Annotated in this window: 18 protein-coding genes; 9 read left to right on the top strand and 9 right to left on the bottom strand. The window is 65.8% G+C overall.

Annotated features, from left to right (window positions below):
* The 7 genes from GGD62_RS34500 to GGD62_RS34530 are packed head-to-tail and all read left to right on the top strand — an operon-like array spanning position 1 to position 7,020.
* Positions 1-1,023, top strand: coding sequence for a xanthine dehydrogenase family protein molybdopterin-binding subunit (locus GGD62_RS34500; protein ID WP_246800384.1), 1,023 nt, complete (start codon positions 1-3; stop codon positions 1,021-1,023).
* Between the two features lie 10 nt (positions 1,024-1,033).
* Complete coding sequence (locus GGD62_RS34505; RefSeq protein WP_018318073.1) at positions 1,034-1,915, top strand: MoxR family ATPase; 882 nt, start codon at positions 1,034-1,036, stop codon at positions 1,913-1,915.
* The gene (locus GGD62_RS34510) at positions 1,912-3,033 is read left to right on the top strand and encodes a VWA domain-containing protein (protein WP_183712759.1); all 1,122 of its coding nucleotides are present in this window, start codon (positions 1,912-1,914) and stop codon (positions 3,031-3,033) included. Before GGD62_RS34505 ends, GGD62_RS34510 begins: the two co-directional genes overlap by 4 nt.
* Entirely contained in the window at positions 3,030-3,914 is an 885-nt protein-coding gene (locus GGD62_RS34515) for an amidohydrolase (protein WP_183712762.1), read from the top strand. The genes GGD62_RS34510 and GGD62_RS34515 overlap by 4 nt, the downstream gene beginning before the upstream one ends.
* A gap of 31 nt (positions 3,915-3,945) precedes the next feature.
* On the top strand, positions 3,946-4,794 hold the full coding sequence (locus GGD62_RS34520) for an N-acyl homoserine lactonase family protein (RefSeq protein WP_018318076.1): 849 nt from the start codon (positions 3,946-3,948) through the stop codon (positions 4,792-4,794).
* A gap of 21 nt (positions 4,795-4,815) precedes the next feature.
* On the top strand, positions 4,816-6,390 hold the full coding sequence (locus tag GGD62_RS34525; protein WP_183712765.1) for an isochorismatase family protein: 1,575 nt from the start codon (positions 4,816-4,818) through the stop codon (positions 6,388-6,390).
* 3 nt (positions 6,391-6,393) lie between these two features.
* Positions 6,394-7,020 carry an FMN-dependent NADH-azoreductase gene (locus GGD62_RS34530; RefSeq protein ID WP_183712768.1) on the top strand — a complete coding sequence of 209 codons (627 nt, stop codon included), beginning with the start codon at positions 6,394-6,396 and terminating at the stop codon, positions 7,018-7,020.
* A 23-nt stretch (positions 7,021-7,043) separates the two neighbouring features.
* Here the strand turns inward: GGD62_RS34530 and GGD62_RS34535 are convergent, their stop codons facing one another.
* Genes GGD62_RS34535 through GGD62_RS34545 form a run of 3 tightly spaced genes read right to left on the bottom strand, consistent with a single transcriptional unit; the run spans position 7,044 to position 9,526 of the window.
* Positions 7,044-7,976 carry a U32 family peptidase gene (locus GGD62_RS34535; RefSeq protein ID WP_183712772.1) on the bottom strand — a complete coding sequence of 311 codons (933 nt, stop codon included), beginning with the start codon at positions 7,974-7,976 and terminating at the stop codon, positions 7,044-7,046.
* Positions 7,977-8,003: 27 nt separating this feature from the next.
* On the bottom strand, positions 8,004-8,981 hold the full coding sequence (locus GGD62_RS34540) for a peptidase U32 family protein (protein ID WP_183712882.1): 978 nt from the start codon (positions 8,979-8,981) through the stop codon (positions 8,004-8,006).
* Positions 8,981-9,526 (bottom strand): SCP2 domain-containing protein, encoded by a 546-nt coding sequence (locus GGD62_RS34545; RefSeq protein WP_018318081.1) that lies wholly within the window; start codon positions 9,524-9,526, stop codon positions 8,981-8,983. The genes GGD62_RS34540 and GGD62_RS34545 overlap by 1 nt, the downstream gene beginning before the upstream one ends.
* Before the next feature lie 100 nt (positions 9,527-9,626).
* Here GGD62_RS34545 and GGD62_RS34550 point away from each other — a divergent pair, with 100 nt between their 5' ends.
* Complete coding sequence (locus GGD62_RS34550; protein WP_183712775.1) at positions 9,627-11,156, top strand: UbiD family decarboxylase; 1,530 nt, start codon at positions 9,627-9,629, stop codon at positions 11,154-11,156.
* Positions 11,153-11,749, top strand: a complete 597-nt coding sequence (locus GGD62_RS34555; protein ID WP_183712778.1) for a UbiX family flavin prenyltransferase — start codon at positions 11,153-11,155, stop codon at positions 11,747-11,749. Before GGD62_RS34550 ends, GGD62_RS34555 begins: the two co-directional genes overlap by 4 nt.
* A gap of 17 nt (positions 11,750-11,766) precedes the next feature.
* Here the strand turns inward: GGD62_RS34555 and GGD62_RS34560 are convergent, their stop codons facing one another.
* From GGD62_RS34560 to GGD62_RS34585, 6 genes are all read right to left on the bottom strand, one after another.
* The gene (locus tag GGD62_RS34560; protein ID WP_183712781.1) at positions 11,767-12,090 is read right to left on the bottom strand and encodes a metal-sulfur cluster assembly factor; all 324 of its coding nucleotides are present in this window, start codon (positions 12,088-12,090) and stop codon (positions 11,767-11,769) included.
* Positions 12,087-12,596 carry a DUF2249 domain-containing protein gene (locus tag GGD62_RS34565; RefSeq protein WP_183712784.1) on the bottom strand — a complete coding sequence of 170 codons (510 nt, stop codon included), beginning with the start codon at positions 12,594-12,596 and terminating at the stop codon, positions 12,087-12,089. Before GGD62_RS34565 ends, GGD62_RS34560 begins: the two co-directional genes overlap by 4 nt.
* A 12-nt stretch (positions 12,597-12,608) precedes the next feature.
* Positions 12,609-13,955, bottom strand: coding sequence for a hypothetical protein (locus GGD62_RS34570; protein WP_183712787.1), 1,347 nt, complete (start codon positions 13,953-13,955; stop codon positions 12,609-12,611).
* Between the two features lie 130 nt (positions 13,956-14,085).
* Entirely contained in the window at positions 14,086-14,721 is a 636-nt protein-coding gene (locus tag GGD62_RS34575) for a response regulator transcription factor (protein ID WP_026201965.1), read from the bottom strand.
* 168 nt (positions 14,722-14,889) lie between these two features.
* Complete coding sequence (locus tag GGD62_RS34580) at positions 14,890-15,513, bottom strand: response regulator transcription factor (RefSeq protein ID WP_018318087.1); 624 nt, start codon at positions 15,511-15,513, stop codon at positions 14,890-14,892.
* A gap of 60 nt (positions 15,514-15,573) precedes the next feature.
* Complete coding sequence (locus GGD62_RS34585) at positions 15,574-16,782, bottom strand: ATP-binding protein (RefSeq protein WP_183712790.1); 1,209 nt, start codon at positions 16,780-16,782, stop codon at positions 15,574-15,576.
* Positions 16,783-17,087: the final 305 nt, after the last annotated feature.

A 17,087-nucleotide genomic window follows, 5' to 3' on the forward strand; every position in this document is an offset into this window, starting at 1 on the left:
ATGACCAGGCATCGCGGACGCGGCATGGCGTCGATCAATTATCCCATCGGCATGAACCTTGGCGGCGACCCGAGCCAGGCCCTGGTTCACTCCAATCCCAGCGGCAAATTCACAGTGGCGCTGTCGTCGATCGACCTCGGCCAGGGCATGAAGTCGGTGACGCGGCAGATCTGCGCCGAGACGCTGGGCGTGCCGGTCGAGGACGTCTATGTCGACACGGCGGATTCCGACACCGGCCCGCACTGCATGGGCTCGTTCGCCTCGCGCGGCACCCACCGGGTCGGCAACGCCGTAATGGCTGCGGCGCGAGAGGCCCGCGGCGTGATGATGGAGGCGGCGGCCGAGGAGCTTGAGGTCAATGCCGCCGATCTCGAAACTGACGGCCGCGGCAATATCCACGTCAAGGGCGCGCCGCATCGCTCGATCTCGACCAAGGATGTCGCGATTGCCGCGCAGTTCAAGCAGGGCAAGACGATTTCGGGCCGCGGCATTTTTCTCGTTCCCCTTTCCGAAGTTAATCCGGAGACCGGCGAGATGTCGCCGGCAACTTGTTACGCCCATGCCTGCCTCGTCGCCGAGGTCGAGGTCGACGACGAGACCGGCGATGTCGCGATGGTTCGGATGGATTCCGCCTATGAGCTCGGTCGCGCGCTGAACCCGCGTCTGGTCGAGCAGCAGCTGGTCGGCGGCGCCTGGATGGGCGTCAGCCACGCGCTCTACGAGACCCCGGAGCCCTATTATCCCGATCCCGTTCACGGCCCCCGCGACTTCGTCGAATATCTGATGCCCGGCCCCGGCGACATCTGCCCGCACGATATCGCGGTGCTGGAACGCCCCGCTCCCGACGGTCCGTTCGGCGCCAAGGGCCCCGGCGAGATGTGCGCCAATCCGGTGCTGCCGGCCGTCGCGAATGCGATCTTCAACGCCGTCGGCGTGCGCATCGACGACCTGCCGATCACGCCCGAAAAGGTGCTGCGCGCGATCAAGGCCCAGGGCGGCGCGCGGCCGCAGGCGCGGCGTTAGAGGATCGGCCGTGGCGGTTCGCAGCAACATCGTCGGCATCGACAGCCCCGAGGCGCTGGAGAGAGCGCTTCGGGCAGCCTATTACCTCGCCGACGAAGGCCTTGCGACATCAGCCTATCTCGGCCTCGCGCTCGGCAAGCCCCTGCTGCTCGAAGGCGCGCCGGGCGTCGGCAAGACGGAGGCGGCAAAAGCGATCGCTGCCGTGCTCGGCCGCCGCCTGATCCGCCTGCAATGCTACGAGGGCATCGACGCCTCCGCCGCACTCTATGAGTGGAACTACCCGCGCCAGATGCTGGCGATCCGCCAGGCCGGCGACGAAAGCATCGACATCTATGGCGAGACCTTCCTGATCGAGCGGCCAATGCTGGCCGCGCTCCGCGCGCCCGATTCCACCGTGCTGCTGATCGACGAAATCGACCGCGCCGACCAGGAGTTCGAGGCCTTCCTGCTCGAGTTCCTGTCCGACTTCCAGATCTCGATTCCCGAGCGCGGCACGGTGCGCGCGGCCGAACGCCCTGTGGTCGTGCTGACCTCGAACCGGACGCGCGATCTGCATGAGGCCCTCCGCCGGCGCTGCGTCTATCACTGGATCGACTATCCGACCGCCGAGCGCGAGGCCCGGATCATCATGATGCGCGCCTCCAGCGTCGCCGAAGCCACGGCACGTGCCGTCGTCGCAGCCGTCGAGAAATTGCGGCGCGAGCCCCTGAGCAAGGCGCCCGGCATTGCCGAGGCCGTCGACTGGGCCGAGGCCGCGACGCTCCTGCACAAGGGCGGCGCGCGCTGGCCGGACGCGTTCAAGCGCTCGATCGGCGTGGCGCTGAAGGACGAAGAGGACCTGCATTTCATCTCGCCGCGGCTCGATGCCATGCTCGCGGAGGCGACCGCATGAACCCCGAGCCGCAGCTTCCGCGCGCCGCGCGCATGTTCGTCGCGTTCGTCCCGCTGCTGCGCGCGAACGGCTTTGCGGTGGCGCCGGAGCAAACCACGACATTCCTCGCCGCGATCGAGCTGCTCGGCCCGCGCGACATCGAGCAGGTCAGGCAGGCCGCCCTGGCGACGCTGGCTCCGCCGCCCGAACGCCGCGCGACCTTCGACCGGCTGTTCGATCTCCACTTCCGCGGCAGCGAGGCCATCGCACGAGACGACGAGGGCGAGGATGACGAGACAGTCCGCCTCCAGGAGGAGGGCCGCGGCGACGAGGCGCCCCTGCTCTCCGACGAGGCCAACGAGTCAGGCCTCGCCGCGAGCCGAAGCGAGGCGCTGGTCGAGCGCCACTTTCGGATGACCTCAACCGCCGACGCCCTACGCCGCCTGGCGCGCGAGGCACCGCGCCGCCTGCCGCGACGGCGCGGCCATCGCCGCATGCGCGCACGTCGCGGATCGTTTGCCGATCTCCGCCGCACTTTACGCGACTCTGTCCGCAGCGACGGCGAGATCCTGCGGCTCCGTCACATGAAGCGGCGCCAGCGTCCGCGCAAGATGCTGCTCCTGATCGACGTGTCCGGCTCGATGAAGAGCCGCACCGAGGAGAACATGAAGCTCGCGCATGCGCTGGTGCAGGCCGCGCCTGGTGTCGAGGTCTTCACCTTCGGCACGCGGCTGACCCGCATCACCCGCCCGCTGCGGCTGAAGCGCCGCGAGCAGGCCATGAACGCCGCCGCGCACCTGGTCAGCGACTGGGACGGCGGCACCCGCATCGGCGACGCGCTGCAGGCGTTTCTCGCCGTGCCCCGCTTCGGCGGCTACGCCCGTGGCGCCGTCGTGGTCATCGTCTCCGATGGACTCGAGCGCGGCGAGACCGACGCACTTCGCGACGCCGTCGCGAAATTGTCGCGGCGGGCCTGGCGCTTGAGCTGGCTGACGCCGCTGGCGACAAGCCCCGGCTTCCGCCCGCAGACCGAAGCGCTCGTCGCCATCGAGCGCTTCGTCGACGACCTCGTGGATGGCGGTTCGAGCGCGTCGATCGTCGCGCATATTCTGGCGCTGGGACGAAGGAGAGCGGCGTGACCGATATTGTCGACGGCCATCATCACATCTGGCGGCAGGCCGACCTGCCGTGGCTGATCGGCCCCATGCAGCCGCGCATCTTCGGACCTTACGAGCCGATCCGGCGCGACTACCCGATCCAGGAATATCTCGACGACCTCAAGGGCACCGGCGTCACGCGCTCGGTCTATGTGCAGACCAACTGGGCCAACGACCGCTTCGAGGACGAGGCCGCGTGGGTGCAGCAGACTGCGGACGAACACGGCTGGCCGCACGCGATCGTCGCCTATGCCAATTTCGCCGTCGACGACGTCCGGCCGCAGCTCGATCGCCTGAAGCGCTACAGGCTGGTGCGCGGCGTGCGCATGCAGCTGCACTGGCATGAGAACCCGCTGTACCGCTTTGCGGCCCGGGCGGATCTCTGCGCCGATCCGATGATCCGCCGCAACGTCGCGCGTCTTGCCGGCTATGGCTGGAGCTTCGACCTGCAGGTGTTCACCCCGCAGATGCCGGACGCCGCAGCGCTGGCCGAGGCCTGCCCCGACGTGACCTTCATCCTCCAGCATGCCGGCATGCTGGAGGATCTCTCGCCTGGCGGTCGCGCCGCCTGGCGCGGTGGCATGGCCCGGCTCGCGGCCTGTCCGAACGTGGTCTCAAAGCTCTCCGGGCTCGGCACTTTCATCCATCGCAACGATCCCGCACACATCGCTGCCGTACTCGCGGATACCGTCGCGATCTTTGGCGCCGAGCGCTGCCTGTTCGGCTCCAATTTCCCGATCGAGAAATTGTGGACCACCTATCGCGAGCTCGTCGGCGCCTTTCGCACGGCCGCAGCGCCGTTCAGCGCGGAGCAGCAGGACGCCATCTTCAGGACTACGGCGACGCGCGTCTACCGGCTTTGACAGACAAGAAACAGATGAGGGAGGGCAACGAATGGCGCTGGAGATCAAGATCCTGGACTATGGCGATATCGAGCTGGAATCGAGCTTTCTGGTTCTCGGCCGCGACTGCGGTCGCACCCGCCGCGTCCTCACCCTCGGCTTCCTGATCCTCGGGGGGAAATATCCGGTCGTGGTCGACACCGGCTACCGCTCCAACCAGATCATGGAGACGCTGGGCATGCGCGGGCTGCAGTACCACGAGAACATGATCGAGAACCAGCTCGCGCGCCACGGCGTGCGCATGGGCGACGTCCGCTTCGTCTGCCACACCCATCTGCACATCGACCACGCCGGCAAGGACGATCTGTTCCCGATGAACACGACCGTCGTGCTCAACCGCAAGGAGCTCGAATATTCCGTCTCCGGCCTGATGCATCCGCAGTATCCGGCGCCCGACATCAAGCACCTGATCGACCGGCTTCACACCAAGAGCGCGCTGCGCTTCCTCGACCTCGAGATCACCGGCCCGATCGAGCTGATGCCCGGCGTCTATTGCGACGCCGCCAATGCGCATACCGAGGGCTCGATGAACGTCATCGTCGAGACGGCCGACGGGATTGCGACCATCTGCGGCGACGTGATCTACGATTTCAACGACCAGATCGTGACGCCCTTCAACGAGATCCACGATTGGGAGCCGCGCACGACGGGCAACCACGGCACCAGCAAGCGCGCCGAGAAGGCCTCGATCAAGAAGCTGCTGAGCAATTCGCGCTATCTGCTGCCGGTGCACGACCGCCCCGCCAAGATCGAAGGCGGCAACGTCGTCGGGCGCCTGCACGATCAGGTCCCCGGACCGATCGTGCAGTCCCTGCCCGCACGCAACTGGTTCCCGGCTTGAGATGATCTTGGGGATCGACCGATGACGCACGTCACCTTGCGAAGCGAATTCGAAACCCTGATCGACCCCTATGCGCCGGTCGCGCAGGTCGGCACCGGCTTTGACTTCACGGAGGGGCCGATCTGGCATCCGGTCGATCACTATCTGCTGTTCTCGGACATGCCGGGTGACGTGCGCCGGCGCTGGGATGCGCGGCGCGGCGTGGTCGAGGTCAAGCGTCCCTCGAACAAGTGCAACGGCATGACCTATGATGCCGAGCTCAATCTGATCGTCTGCGAGCACGCGACATCGTCGCTGATCCGCGAGCGGCCGGACGGGCGGCGCGAGGTGCTGGCTTCGCACTTCCAGGGCCAGGAGCTGAACAGCCCGAACGACGTCTGCGTGCACTCCTCCGGCGCGATCTATTTCTCCGACCCCTGGTACGGCCGCATGCCGGTCTATGGCGTCGAGCGGCCGCGTCAGCTCGGCTTCCAGGGCGTCTATCGCCTCGTGCCCGGCGGCGAACCGAAGCTCGTGGTCGAGCGCAATCTGTTCGACCAGCCGAATGGGCTGTGCTTCTCGCCGGACGAGAAGCTGCTCTATGTCAACGACACCGTGCAGGCGCTGATCCGCGTCTTCGACGTCAACGCCGACGGCTCGCTGTCGAATGCGCAGGTGTTCGCAGGCGGCATCCGCTCCGAGCTCGAGGCCGGCCTGCCCGACGGCATGAAGTGCGACCAGCACGGCAATGTCTGGGTCACCGCGCCCGGCGGGGTCTGGGTCTATTCGCCGCGCGGCGAGCTGCTCGGCAAGGTCCGCGTGCCCGAGATGGTCGCCAACCTCGCCTGGGGCGGGCCGGATTTCCGTACGCTTTATCTGACCTCGACACATTCGGTCTATGCCATTCCGACCAAGGTCGGTCCGCGGCACGAACCTTACATGAGCGGCCGGCGAAGCGGCGGCGGCGCGACGCCAAGCGCCTCGCCGGCGGCGCCTATCCTTGCTGACGGCGACATGCGGCTCGATCCGCAGCGCTGTGCCATGATCATCCAGGACCTCCAGAACGACGTCGTCATGGACGGCGGCGCGTTCGCCGACTCCGGTGCGCCGGGACATGCGAAGCAGCAGCATGTTGTCGAGAATGTCCGCCGTCTCGCGGAGACCGCGCGGGCACGGGGCGTTGCGATCATTCATGTCTGGTTTGTCGTCGAGCCGGGCGCGCCCGGCGTCACGCTGAACGCACCGCTGTTCGAAGGCCTCGTCGACAGCAAGGCGATGGTGCGCGGAAGCTGGGGCGCGGCGCCCGTCTCCGGCCTCGAACCCCGGCCCGGCGATTTCGTCGTCGAGAAGATGCGGATGAGCGCGTGGGAGGGCACGCGGCTGGAGACAATCCTCAAGGCGACCGGGCGCGACATGATCATCAACACCGGCGCCTGGACCAACATGTCGGTCGAGCACACCGCCCGCACCGGGGCGGACAAGGGCTACTTCATGATCGTCCCCGAAGATTGCTGCTCGACCATGAATGCCGACTGGCACCACGCGTCGATCAATTTCGCCATGCAGAACGTCGCGATCGTCACGAGGGCAGATGCCGTCATCAGGGCGTTGGGATGAGCGGTGGCAAAGATTTTGCACCTCTCCTGCTCGCCACGTCCTGACTCCGAGTCAAGTGCCGGCGCGCGCGTCTTTCTTGACGGCTTTCGCCAGGTCCGGCCGGACTGGGACCTCGATGTCGTGGACCTCTGGCGGGAGCGGATGCCGGAATTCTCGGGCCCCATCGCCGAGGCCAAATATGCACGGATGAACGGGCAAGCCTTCAACGACACGCAACGCGACAGCTTTGCCGAGGCCGAGCGCATGGCGCTGCGGTTTTCGTTGGCCGATCGGGTGCTGATCTCGACGCCGATGTGGAACTTCAGCATTCCCTACAAGCTCAAGCAGTGGTTCGACATCATCGTGCAGCCCGGACTGACGTTCCGGTTCGACCCGTCACAGGGCTATCTGCCACTGCTCAAGGACCGGCCGACGCTGGTGATTCTCGCCAGCGGCAGCGACTTTGCCACCGGCATGAACCGCGGCCGCATCGACATGGCAACGCCTTACCTGCGAGACATCCTGCGCTTCATCGGTATCGACAATGTCCGCTTCGTGCCGATCGGGCCAACCACGGGACCGCAGCAGCCGATCGACGCTGCGCGGGAAAGGGCCCATCGACGTCTGGCCGCAATGGCCGCGAATTTCTGAGCGCTCGCCAACGCCGAACCCGTTCAGAGAGGCCCGATTTGCGCTGAGCCTTGCGCGTCGCCTGATCGGGCCTGACGATAGACGTGCCCTGGCTCTGCCCACAGAAACCCATTCGAGAACGGCACACCAGGATAGGCCGCCGCAAGCCGGCGGTTGCCGCCCTCGACATCGTCACGGCCGTTCAGCACGTCGCGAAAGGTCCTGGCGACGACGACCATGTCGCAATCCTGCGGCGACAGGCGAAGTGAGCCGACGTTGCTCTCACGCAAGATGCCGGCCTCGCCCAGCAGATTGGCGCAGGTGTGCGACAGGGTCTGCACCCCGTTGATGGTCAGGAAGTCCTGCTGCTCCAGCGTGTTCAGAAGGAGACCATCCGTGTCCTTCTCACAGACGAAGCGGCAATTGTCCTTGGCGAGCTTGTGCAGGCGCGCATGATAGCAACGGGCCGAGATGGCCAGCGGCACCCTGCCGAACGCGAGCACTTCGATCGTGGCATCGGGAACAGCCCTTGCGATGGTCGCCACCGAGGCCAGCGGCAGCTCCGGCGGCAGGCAGATGCGCCTCGCCCCGCGCGCGGCGTGAAAGGCCGCGCTCGCCTCGTTGTAGATGTTGACGAACGGCCCGATCGCGTGCGGCCGGCCTGCGAGCGCCCTGAGACAGGTCAGGTCATTGACCTCGACCAGCCCGCCTTCGGCCGCCGCAAGCTCCTCGGTCTGGCGGCGCTCACGCCGCAGCGAAACCAGGATCAGCGAACCCAGCAACACCTGCTTGCCCGCGCTCTGCAGCCGTTCGACCACGCCCGGAATGAAGTCTGCGAAGAACGGCGAGCGCTTCGAGCAGACGATCTCGCCGACGGATACGACGTCGACCGGCGCTTCGTCGGCGATCCGGAAATAGAAGTCGCGCCAGCGTTCCGGCGCCCAATTGTAGAGAACTGGACCGAGGCTGAGTTGCATCTTCCGGACCTCACCTATTCGAAAAGATTAGCGCCAGGTCTTGCGATAGGCGCCGACCGTGGAGGCCTGCCCTTCGGTGAACGGCTTCAGGCTTGCGATGTCTGCCTCACTGCCGCTCTCGAGCGCGGCGAGCGCATAGCGGAAATGGCGCACCACGCTCTCGACATAGGCACGGCCGCGCTGGCGGCCCTCAATCTTGAGCGCGGTCACGCCGGCATCGCGCAAGCCTTTGAGCAGCGTCGTGGCATCCAGACTGACGGGGTCCTCGAAAATATAGCCGGCGCCCTGCGCGGTCGAGAAGCGCCCCTTGCACAGCGTCGGATAGCCCGCAGGCTCGCTCGACCCGAACCGGTTGATGGTGAAGCCGCCCAGACTGGACTTCGTCCCCTCCGCGGTCTGTTCGTAGGTCACATGGCTCGGCGGCGAGCAGACGCCCTGCATGTTCGGTGACTTGCCGGTTGCATAGGACGACAGCGAACAGCGCCCCTCGGCCATCACGCAGAGGCCGCCGAACACGAAGACTTCGGTCTCGCAGGCCGATTCCCGGGTGATCTCGGCGATCTCCGGCACACTCAGGACGCGGGGCAGCACTACGCGCCGCGCCCCGAAATTCTCGGCGTAGAAGGCGATAGCATCGGGATTTGCGGCCGCGGCCTGAACCGAGACGTGCAAGCGCTGGTTAGGATGGCGCCGCGCGGCGTAGTCCATCAATCCGATATCGGCGAGGATCAGCGCATCGGCCCCCGCACTCGCCGCATCGTCCACCGCGCGATGCCAGATGTCGACCGCGGAGGCGCGCGGGAAGGTGTTGACGGCCACCAGGATCTTCGCACCGCGGCCATGCGCCAGCGCGATCCCCTTGCGCAGCTCGTCGCGGCTGAAATTCAGCCCCGGAAAATTGCGCGCGTTGGTCTCGTCGTTGAAGCCGCAATAGATCGCATCGGCGCCGGCATCGATGGCGCTCTTCAACGCCGCCGGCGTGCCGGCAGGACAGATCAGCTCCATCATCTCGATTGCCCGCCATGGCCGGATGAGGCGATCACGCGGCCACGGGTAGCCTCGAAGGCCCGCCTCGCCGGCGCGCCCAGCGGACCGAACAGCGAGGACAGCTCTTCGGCCAGATCGAGCTGGGCGTCGTCGATCGCATTGCGCAGCGCCAGCACCGCCTCGACATCGCCCTCGACCACGAGCTCACGCGAGAACATCAGGGCATCGCCATCGACCCTGCCTTCGAGCAGCGCCAGAAGATTGGCGAGCGAAGCCGAGATCCGCGCATCCAGACCACGCGGCAAGTCACGCACCACCGACAGGCGCGGCGGCCTGGCCTCGACCACGAAGGCGAACGGCAGATCGATCGGCTTGATACCGAACCGCGCGCGCGCGTGATCCCCGAGCCTGTCGAATATTGCGGGGTTGCGCCGATGGATCCGCTGCAGGACACCGCCGAGAGCGAGCTGCAGCGGCAGCAGAGGCAGCGGACGCATGGCCAATGCGACAAGCGGCGGAATCGTCGGCAACGGGCCGGGCGATGCGGCGGACGGATCATTCATGGCCACACATCTGGACGGATTGCACGCCGCTGTATTTGAGCGGGAACAATGAAGACCGAAAACAACCCGGCTAGCTCTCATTTTTTAGGAGCTTGTCCAGTTGCAACGTGATGTGCCGCGCTTTCGCGACTTGTCCGACTTCCTGCGCTTCATCGAAGGCCGGGGACAGTTGCGACGCATTCGCGAGAAGGTCTCCGTCGTCCACGAGATCACGGAAATTCACCGGCGTGTGCTCGAGGCACACGGACCGGCATTATTGTTCGAGCAGCCCATCAAGGCCGACGGCCGCCTCTCGGAGATGCCGCTCCTCACCAATTTGTTTGGAACGGTCGAGCGGATCGCATGGGGCATGGGCATCGCGCCCGACCGTCTTGGAAAGCTCGGCGAGTTGATGGCCGAGCTCCGCGCACCGCGACCACCGCACGGCATCAGGGATGTCCTCCATAAGCTCCCGCTCGCGCGCGCCGCGCTGGCGACGCGCCCGCGCACGCGCGCGGCGGCCCCGGTCCAGGACTGCGTCGCGATGGGACCCGACATCGATCTCGCAAAATTGCCGATACAGATCTGCTGGCCCGGCGAGCCGGCGCCGCTGATCACCTGGCCAATCGTGATCACCGTGCCTCCGGAATCCGCGACGGCGGACCAGGAGGAGAATGTCGGCGTCTACCGCATGCAGGTGCTCGGCCGCGACCGCGCCATCATCCGCTGGCTGGCGCATCGCGGCGGCGCCAGGCATCACCAGCAATGGAAGGCGCTCGGGCGCGACATGCCGGTCGCGATCGTCATCGGCGCCGATCCCGCCACGATCCTTGCCGCCGTGCTTCCGCTGCCCGAGACGCTGTCCGAGCTGCGCTTTTCCGGCATCCTGCGCGGCGAGCGGCCTGACCTCGCACCATGCCTCACCGTCCCGCTCGCGATCCCGGCCGAGGCCGAAATCGTCATCGAGGGCTTCGTCTCCGCGACCGAAACCGCGCCCGAGGGGCCGTATGGCGATCACACCGGGTACTATAATTCCGTCGAGGAATTCCCGGTGATGCGCGTGACGGCGATCACCAGCCGGCGTCAGCGTGTGTACCTATCGACCTTCACGGGCCGGCCGCCGGACGAGCCGTCGCGGATCGGCGAGGCGCTCAACCAGCTCTTCGTGCCGCTGATCCGGCAGCAATTCCCCGAGGTGACCGACTGCTGGCTGCCGCCGGAGGCCTGCTCCTACCGTGTCGCGATTGCGGCGATCAAAAAACGCTATCCCGGCCAGGCGCGGCGACTGATGCTGGGCCTGTGGTCGATGCTGCCGCAGTTCAGCTACACGAAGCTGCTGATCGTGGTCGACGACGACATCGACATCCGCGACTGGCGCGCGGTGATGTGGGCCGTCTCGACGCGCAGCGATTCCTCGCGCGATCTCGTGACGCTTACCGATACGCCGATCGACTATCTCGACTTCGCCTCGCCGAAATCCGGTCTCGGCGGCAAGCTCGGCATCGACGCCACCACGAAGATTCCGCCGGAGACGGATCGCGAATGGGGCGTTCCGCTGGCCATGGATCCCGCCGTGGTCGCGCGTGTCGATGCGATGTGGTCGAGCCTCGGCCTGTCGGGCACGCCCATGCGCGCGCTGGTCCTGACATGAGCGGGCGGCAAGGCATCATCGTCGGCATCAGCGGCGCCTCGGGTGCTGCGATCGGCATGCGCATCGTCGAGCTTCTGGCCGATGATCCACACTACGCGGTGCACCTCGTGGTTTCGCCCGCGGCAGAGCGTACGCTGAGCGAGGAAGTGGGAAGCGATGCGCTCGCGCGGCTGCGCGCCCTCGCCTTCCGCCATCATCTTCATTCCGATATCGGCGCCGCGATCGCCAGCGGCTCGTATCCGGTCGCGGGCATGATCGTGGCGCCGTGCTCGATCCGTACGCTCTCGGCCATCGCCTGGGGGCAGCTCGACAACCTTCTGACGCGCGCGGCCGACGTGCAGCTCAAGGAACGGCGCCGGCTGGTGTTGCTGGTCCGCGAAAGCCCGCTGCATCTCGGCCATCTCAGAGCGATGCTGCAGGCGACCGAGATCGGCGCGATCATCGCGCCGCCGATGCCAGCCTTCTATCTCAAGCCACAGTCGCTGGACGAGGTGATCGACCAGATCGCCGCCCGGGCGATCAACCTGCTCGACCTCGCCAACCTTCGAATACCGGCAAGGATCTGGTCCGGCCCGGGCGCCGAAGGCGTCTAGCCGGCCGCCTCGGCGGATCAGTTCACCTCGGCAAATCCGAGCGACGCCTTGACGCCCGGCGCGATCATCCAGGGTTGCCAGGGCGGCTCGAACGTCATGGTGACGTCGACCGATCGCATGCCAGGAACCAGGCACGCGCTGTTGGCGACGCCCTCCTTGAGAAAGGACGCGGCGGGGCAGCCGCGTGTCGTCGCCGTCATGGTGATGTGCGCGGCACCGTCCTCGACCGACACATCATAGATGAAGCCGAGATCGACGATGTTGTGGCCGAGCTCGGGGTCGATCACAACCTTCAGCGCCTGCCTGATCTGCTCCACGAGATCATCATCGTTGAAATTCATGCGCGCACCCTCACGGTCAGTTGATAGGAATCCTTCTGCGGCGTGAAGCCGCCGCGCCACTGATGGCCGCGCTTGGTCAGCTCCCGAAACAGGAAGACCGGCTCACGACTGAGCAAGGCGCAGAGCGTCTGCCCGGGGGCGAGCCGCTCCATTGCAGCCAGAATCCGGACCATCGGCTCCGGCGGATCGAGGTCGCGGTTGTCGAGATGAACCGCGGGCTCCGGCCAATCGCCACCACTCGCCGCCGCGGGCGCCGGTTCAGCCGCATCGGGCGAGCCGTCGTCCGGCAGAAACCGGATCTCCCATTCGCCGCCTTCGAGCTCGGCCTCCCGATGCGCAAAGCCCTTGCTCGCCATGACGTCGAACAGGGGAACCGGCTTGAAGGGGGCATAGAGCCGCAGCCCCTCCCCGGGCGCGAGCCGCGCGAGCGCGGCCATGATGATCGAGAACGGCTCGCCGCCTGCACGCAGGATCGGCCGGACATCGACGTCGATGAACTCGGTCATTGCAGTCTCCTTTCAATTTCGCGAGACCAACAGTTGGGGCACGACTGCTCCGGTCGGCAGACGCAGCGGCTCCGCCACGTCCGCAAGCCGCCTTGCCCTGATGAGCTCCTCGCTCAGGCCGAGCGTCGCGAGTGTCACGGCGGCGACGGCGACGCGGAAACCGAGCGCCGCGTCGACCAGGAGCATCAAGGTTGCCGCCCAGCTTCCGGCAAAGAACAGCACGAACCATTTCAACGCGCGGCGCTCGTCGACGAGATCCTGCACGCGGGGCGTCGGCACTCTGCCCATCACCGGACCGTAGGTCTCGAGCCAGGTCAGGAACGGGACGATCTTGTAGAGATTGGCGAGCACGAGGCCAGTGAGCCAGCCGAACGCGCCGAGAAAGGCGAGCGCTCCGACATGCGACGGGAGAGAACCGGTCGCAACAAACGCGGCGCCGAGGATTGCGACCGCAACCAGGCTCGCCAGCGCAACGAGGCTCATGCGCGTATTGAGCTCGAGCGCGCGGCGCTTGCGGGCTCTGTACAGGCCGAGCATGTCGCGGCCGTAGGCGATTAGCGACAGCAGCGCCGCAACTCCTGCCAGCAGAAGCGCCAAATTCACCCCGGTCGCGCGCCAGAGTGCGAGCACGCCGCCGACAGCTCCGACGGCCAGCGCGGCAACGCCGGCAAGCCAGGCCAGCCGGCCCAGCCGCGCATCGCCGTCGGGCGTGAGCATGAACATCGCCAGCAGGCGATAGCTGACGCCCATGGCCGTGAATGTCAGCCATCCGCCAAGCCCGGCAATCGCGTGGATCGGAACGCCGGACACCAGCAGGTCCGGCCATTGCGCGCCGACGGCGGTTCCGGACAGCACCAGAGAGAACATGCCGCCGAATGCCGCCGTGACGCAAATGCAGGCAAGCCCGGCTGCGACGAACCGCGCCGGCCCCGGCAGCGGACGGGCCGACCAGAGCGTCATGCCGAGATTGGCAACGACCAACGCGAAACCGGCAATCAGCAGGCTCGCGCCGACCGGAAGCAACCAGGGCGGCCCGGTGAAGTGCCCGCCAAGCGTCAGGAAGCCCGCGAGCAGGATGGTCAGCCCAAGCGTCAGCAGCGCCAGAGCCGGCAGTATCCAGCGCTCCGCATAGAGCGGCCTTGCGACCAGCACCGGCACGAACTGGAACAGCGCGCCACACAGGACCGTGCTCAACCAGCCGATGCTGACCATGTGCACGATGACGAGCGTGTCCGGGCCGCCGATGTCGTGGTTCGGAAAGCCGAACCCGGCGGCAACAAGCACTTCCGCGAGCAGCAGCCATACGATTGCGACCGCGAAGTAGCTGATGGCCCATTTACAGAGGCTGGTTCCAATCACGGCTTGCTTCCCATCGCGTGCGACACGAAACCCGTGTCAGCACCCCGAAAAGGTAAGCAGTTGCAGTCACGACCACTTTGTCGAGGCGCAAACTCCGGCGCCTTTGGCGACTGCCGACATCAGCATCTGTTCAGGGCAAGACCAACTTCTTGCGGATCGCATAGCGGACGAGCTCAGCGGTGGACGACATCCTGAGCTTGCGCATGGCCGAGGCGCGATGGGTCTCGACGGTCTTCACACTCAATTTCAGGATGGAGCTGATCGACCTGTTGGTATGCCCCTCCGCGATCAGCTGGACCACGCTCTGCTCGCGCGAAGTCAGCAGCATGTCGGTCCGATTCTCCTTGTTGCCCTGGTAGTCGTGCAGCAGCCTCTCCAGCAAGATGCTGGTGAAGTAGGGCCTGCCGTCCAGCAGGGCCTCGATGGCGGAAATGAGGTGCTTGCGTGCGTCTGACTTGAACAGAAACCCGCGTACCCCGGCCAGAATGGCTTCAGTCAGAAGCTCTTCGCTCTCGTGCATCGTCAGGATCAGGACCTGCGCGCCAAGGTGGAGCGCCTTGAGGCGGCGACTGACCTCCAACCCGTTCATGACCGGCATGGAATAATCGACGATCACGATGTCCGGCCTGGTCTCGAGCGCCAGCGCGACCGCCTGCTCGCCATCGGTCGCCACGCCGCTCACGATCCAGCTGGAATGCGCTTCGATGATTGCACGCAGCCCGGAACGCACAACTTCATGATCATCCGCAATCAAGATGCGTTTCACCGTGTCGTTCCCGTTGGCCGACCCTTGCGCTTCCGGGCCGATACCGGCAGCAAACCGGCAGCACAGTCGAACGATCATAGGGAGCGTGGCTGGAATCGTTATCCCACAAAACCCTGATATCTCCGGGCGAAGGTACCGACGCCCCTATTGCTCGCCAATATCGCCGTTTCAAGCCTCGACCAGCCCGGTCCGAACGGCGTACCGGACCAGCCCCGCCGTCGAGTTCACCTCCAGCTTGCGCATCGCGGCTGCCCGATGGGCCTCGGTGGTCTTGACGCTGAGGTCGAGGATCGCACTGATGCCCTTGTTGCTGTATCCTTCCGCGACCAGCTTGACGACCAGTTGCTCGCGGGCCGTGAGTTCGTGATGCCGCTCGCCGTTGGTCCGCGGCGCATGGTCGAGTTCGGTCTTCCGGGGCCAGAATGGCCGGTGCAGCAACAAGGCTTCGACAGCTGCGACAAGCAGCTTGTTGGCGTCGGACTTCACCAGGAATGCACGCGCCCCCGCCTCGAATGCTTGCTGGGCAAGCAAGCCCGAATTGTGCACCGTGAAGATCAGCACTTCGGTCTGCAGCGGATACTCTCTGATCCGCCGCGCCACCTCGACGCCGGTCATGCGCGGCATCGAGAAGTCGACGATGGCAACATGGGGCCGGCTTTCGATCGCGGCTGCTACCGCCATGCCGCCGTCATTCACCTCGGCGACCACCTCCCAATCCACGCGTTGCTCGAGCACCGCCCGCAAGCCCGACCGTACCGCCTCATGATCATCCGCGATGAGAATTCGCTTCATGGCAGAGCACTCCGAATCCGCATCGGCGATGGGCCGTGACCCCGGCCCGCCGCCCCGCGGTTAGTGTTTTTTCGCTGATTGTGCGCCTGCGCGGGCCCTTGCATTTGTCGTGGCCCCGCGGCGATTGGCCCTGTTCGCCGGGGGAGCATAGGGAAATACTGCACACAGCACCGTGCCGGCATGCCGCGGCGCGCGACTGGATTGGATGTCGAGCGTACCTCCGATCTCGTGCAGCCGCGCTTGCATCGCCGGAATTCCGACACCAACAGACACCGCGCTCCTGCCGAAACCCGGCGGGAGCCCAATTCCATTGTCGCTGAGCGTCAGGTGAAACCGGCCGTCCGCGGTATCGATGACGATGGCCACCTCGGTCGCGTTCGCATGACGGAAGACGTTCGTCAGCGCTTCCTGGACGACCCGCAGCAACGTTCGTTTCGTCTCGTAAGGCAACCGATCCACATCCGGCACGATGTCGACACTCGCGCGCAACGACGTGCGCGCCGCAAATCCCTCCGCGTACCGCTCGATCGCAGCCTTCAGGCCCTCACCGGCGAGGTTCCGGGGATGCAGCAGATAGGCAAAAGCGCGGATTTCCCGGAGGGCTTCATCGATTGATGCATCGATCTCGTCGCAGAGCCGCTCGGCCAAGTCCGGTTCGCCGATGCTGCTTCGGATCCGCATGAGACCGAGACTCGCGGCAATCAGGTGCTGACAGGTCGAATCATGGAGATCGGACGCTATCCGCTGCTGGATGCCTTCCTGGATCGATACCAGGCCGAGATTCACGTCGAGCCCGTTGCCCTGTCCGACCCCGCTCTCGAACGCGCGGCTGCGCAGGGCGCGGTGGCTGCCGATCAAGCGAACCGCACCACCACACGAAGATTGAACGACCGGAGTTACTACCGTTTCGACGTTCCGGGGCGAGCCGCCGAACGCGAGACGCTGCCGGATCCTGATTTCCGCTCCTTCCGCAACGCACGCCCCCAGCGCCTGGCAGACGATTCTAGCGTCGTCCGCGTTCATGCAATCGAACACATCCATGTCGTAGACGTCTTCCGGCGAGAGACCGAGCCGGGACCCGAACTCCGGATTGATCGCCTCATAGACGAAGCGCCCTTCAGGAGACGGACGCACGACGAAGAGGAGATCAGCCGAAAACGTCCAATAGAGCGCTTCGATTGATTGTTCCGAACCTGTCCGCGGCCAGTTCCCGAGGCCGGTTCGATGCGACTCGCTGGCGGGGGAGACATGTACCTTCACGATACGCACTCACTCTTCTCCGGCGACATCGCGACGCTGACAACAGCATCGCCTGTGTCCGCTCGCCTGTTCGGGGACATCTCCCCTCGCCGGCTCGCGGACGCGCCTTGGAGCCGATCCGACTATACACCCTGGAATTGACCCACAACAAGAGGTAGCATTTCCACGGGATTAAAATCTTGAATCCGCGACGCGACGTCTGCGCTGCGCGACGAAAGCGGTTCTGCGCGTTCGAATTTGGCGCAATAGAGATTAAAAATGCGGAGTTCCGAGGCAGCGGAGTTCGGAGACAGCGGAGTTCCGAGACAACGAAC

Origin of the sequence: Bradyrhizobium sp. ERR14, from assembly GCF_014198235.1 — a bacterium.
In the GTDB taxonomy this organism is placed as follows: domain Bacteria; phylum Pseudomonadota; class Alphaproteobacteria; order Rhizobiales; family Xanthobacteraceae; genus Bradyrhizobium.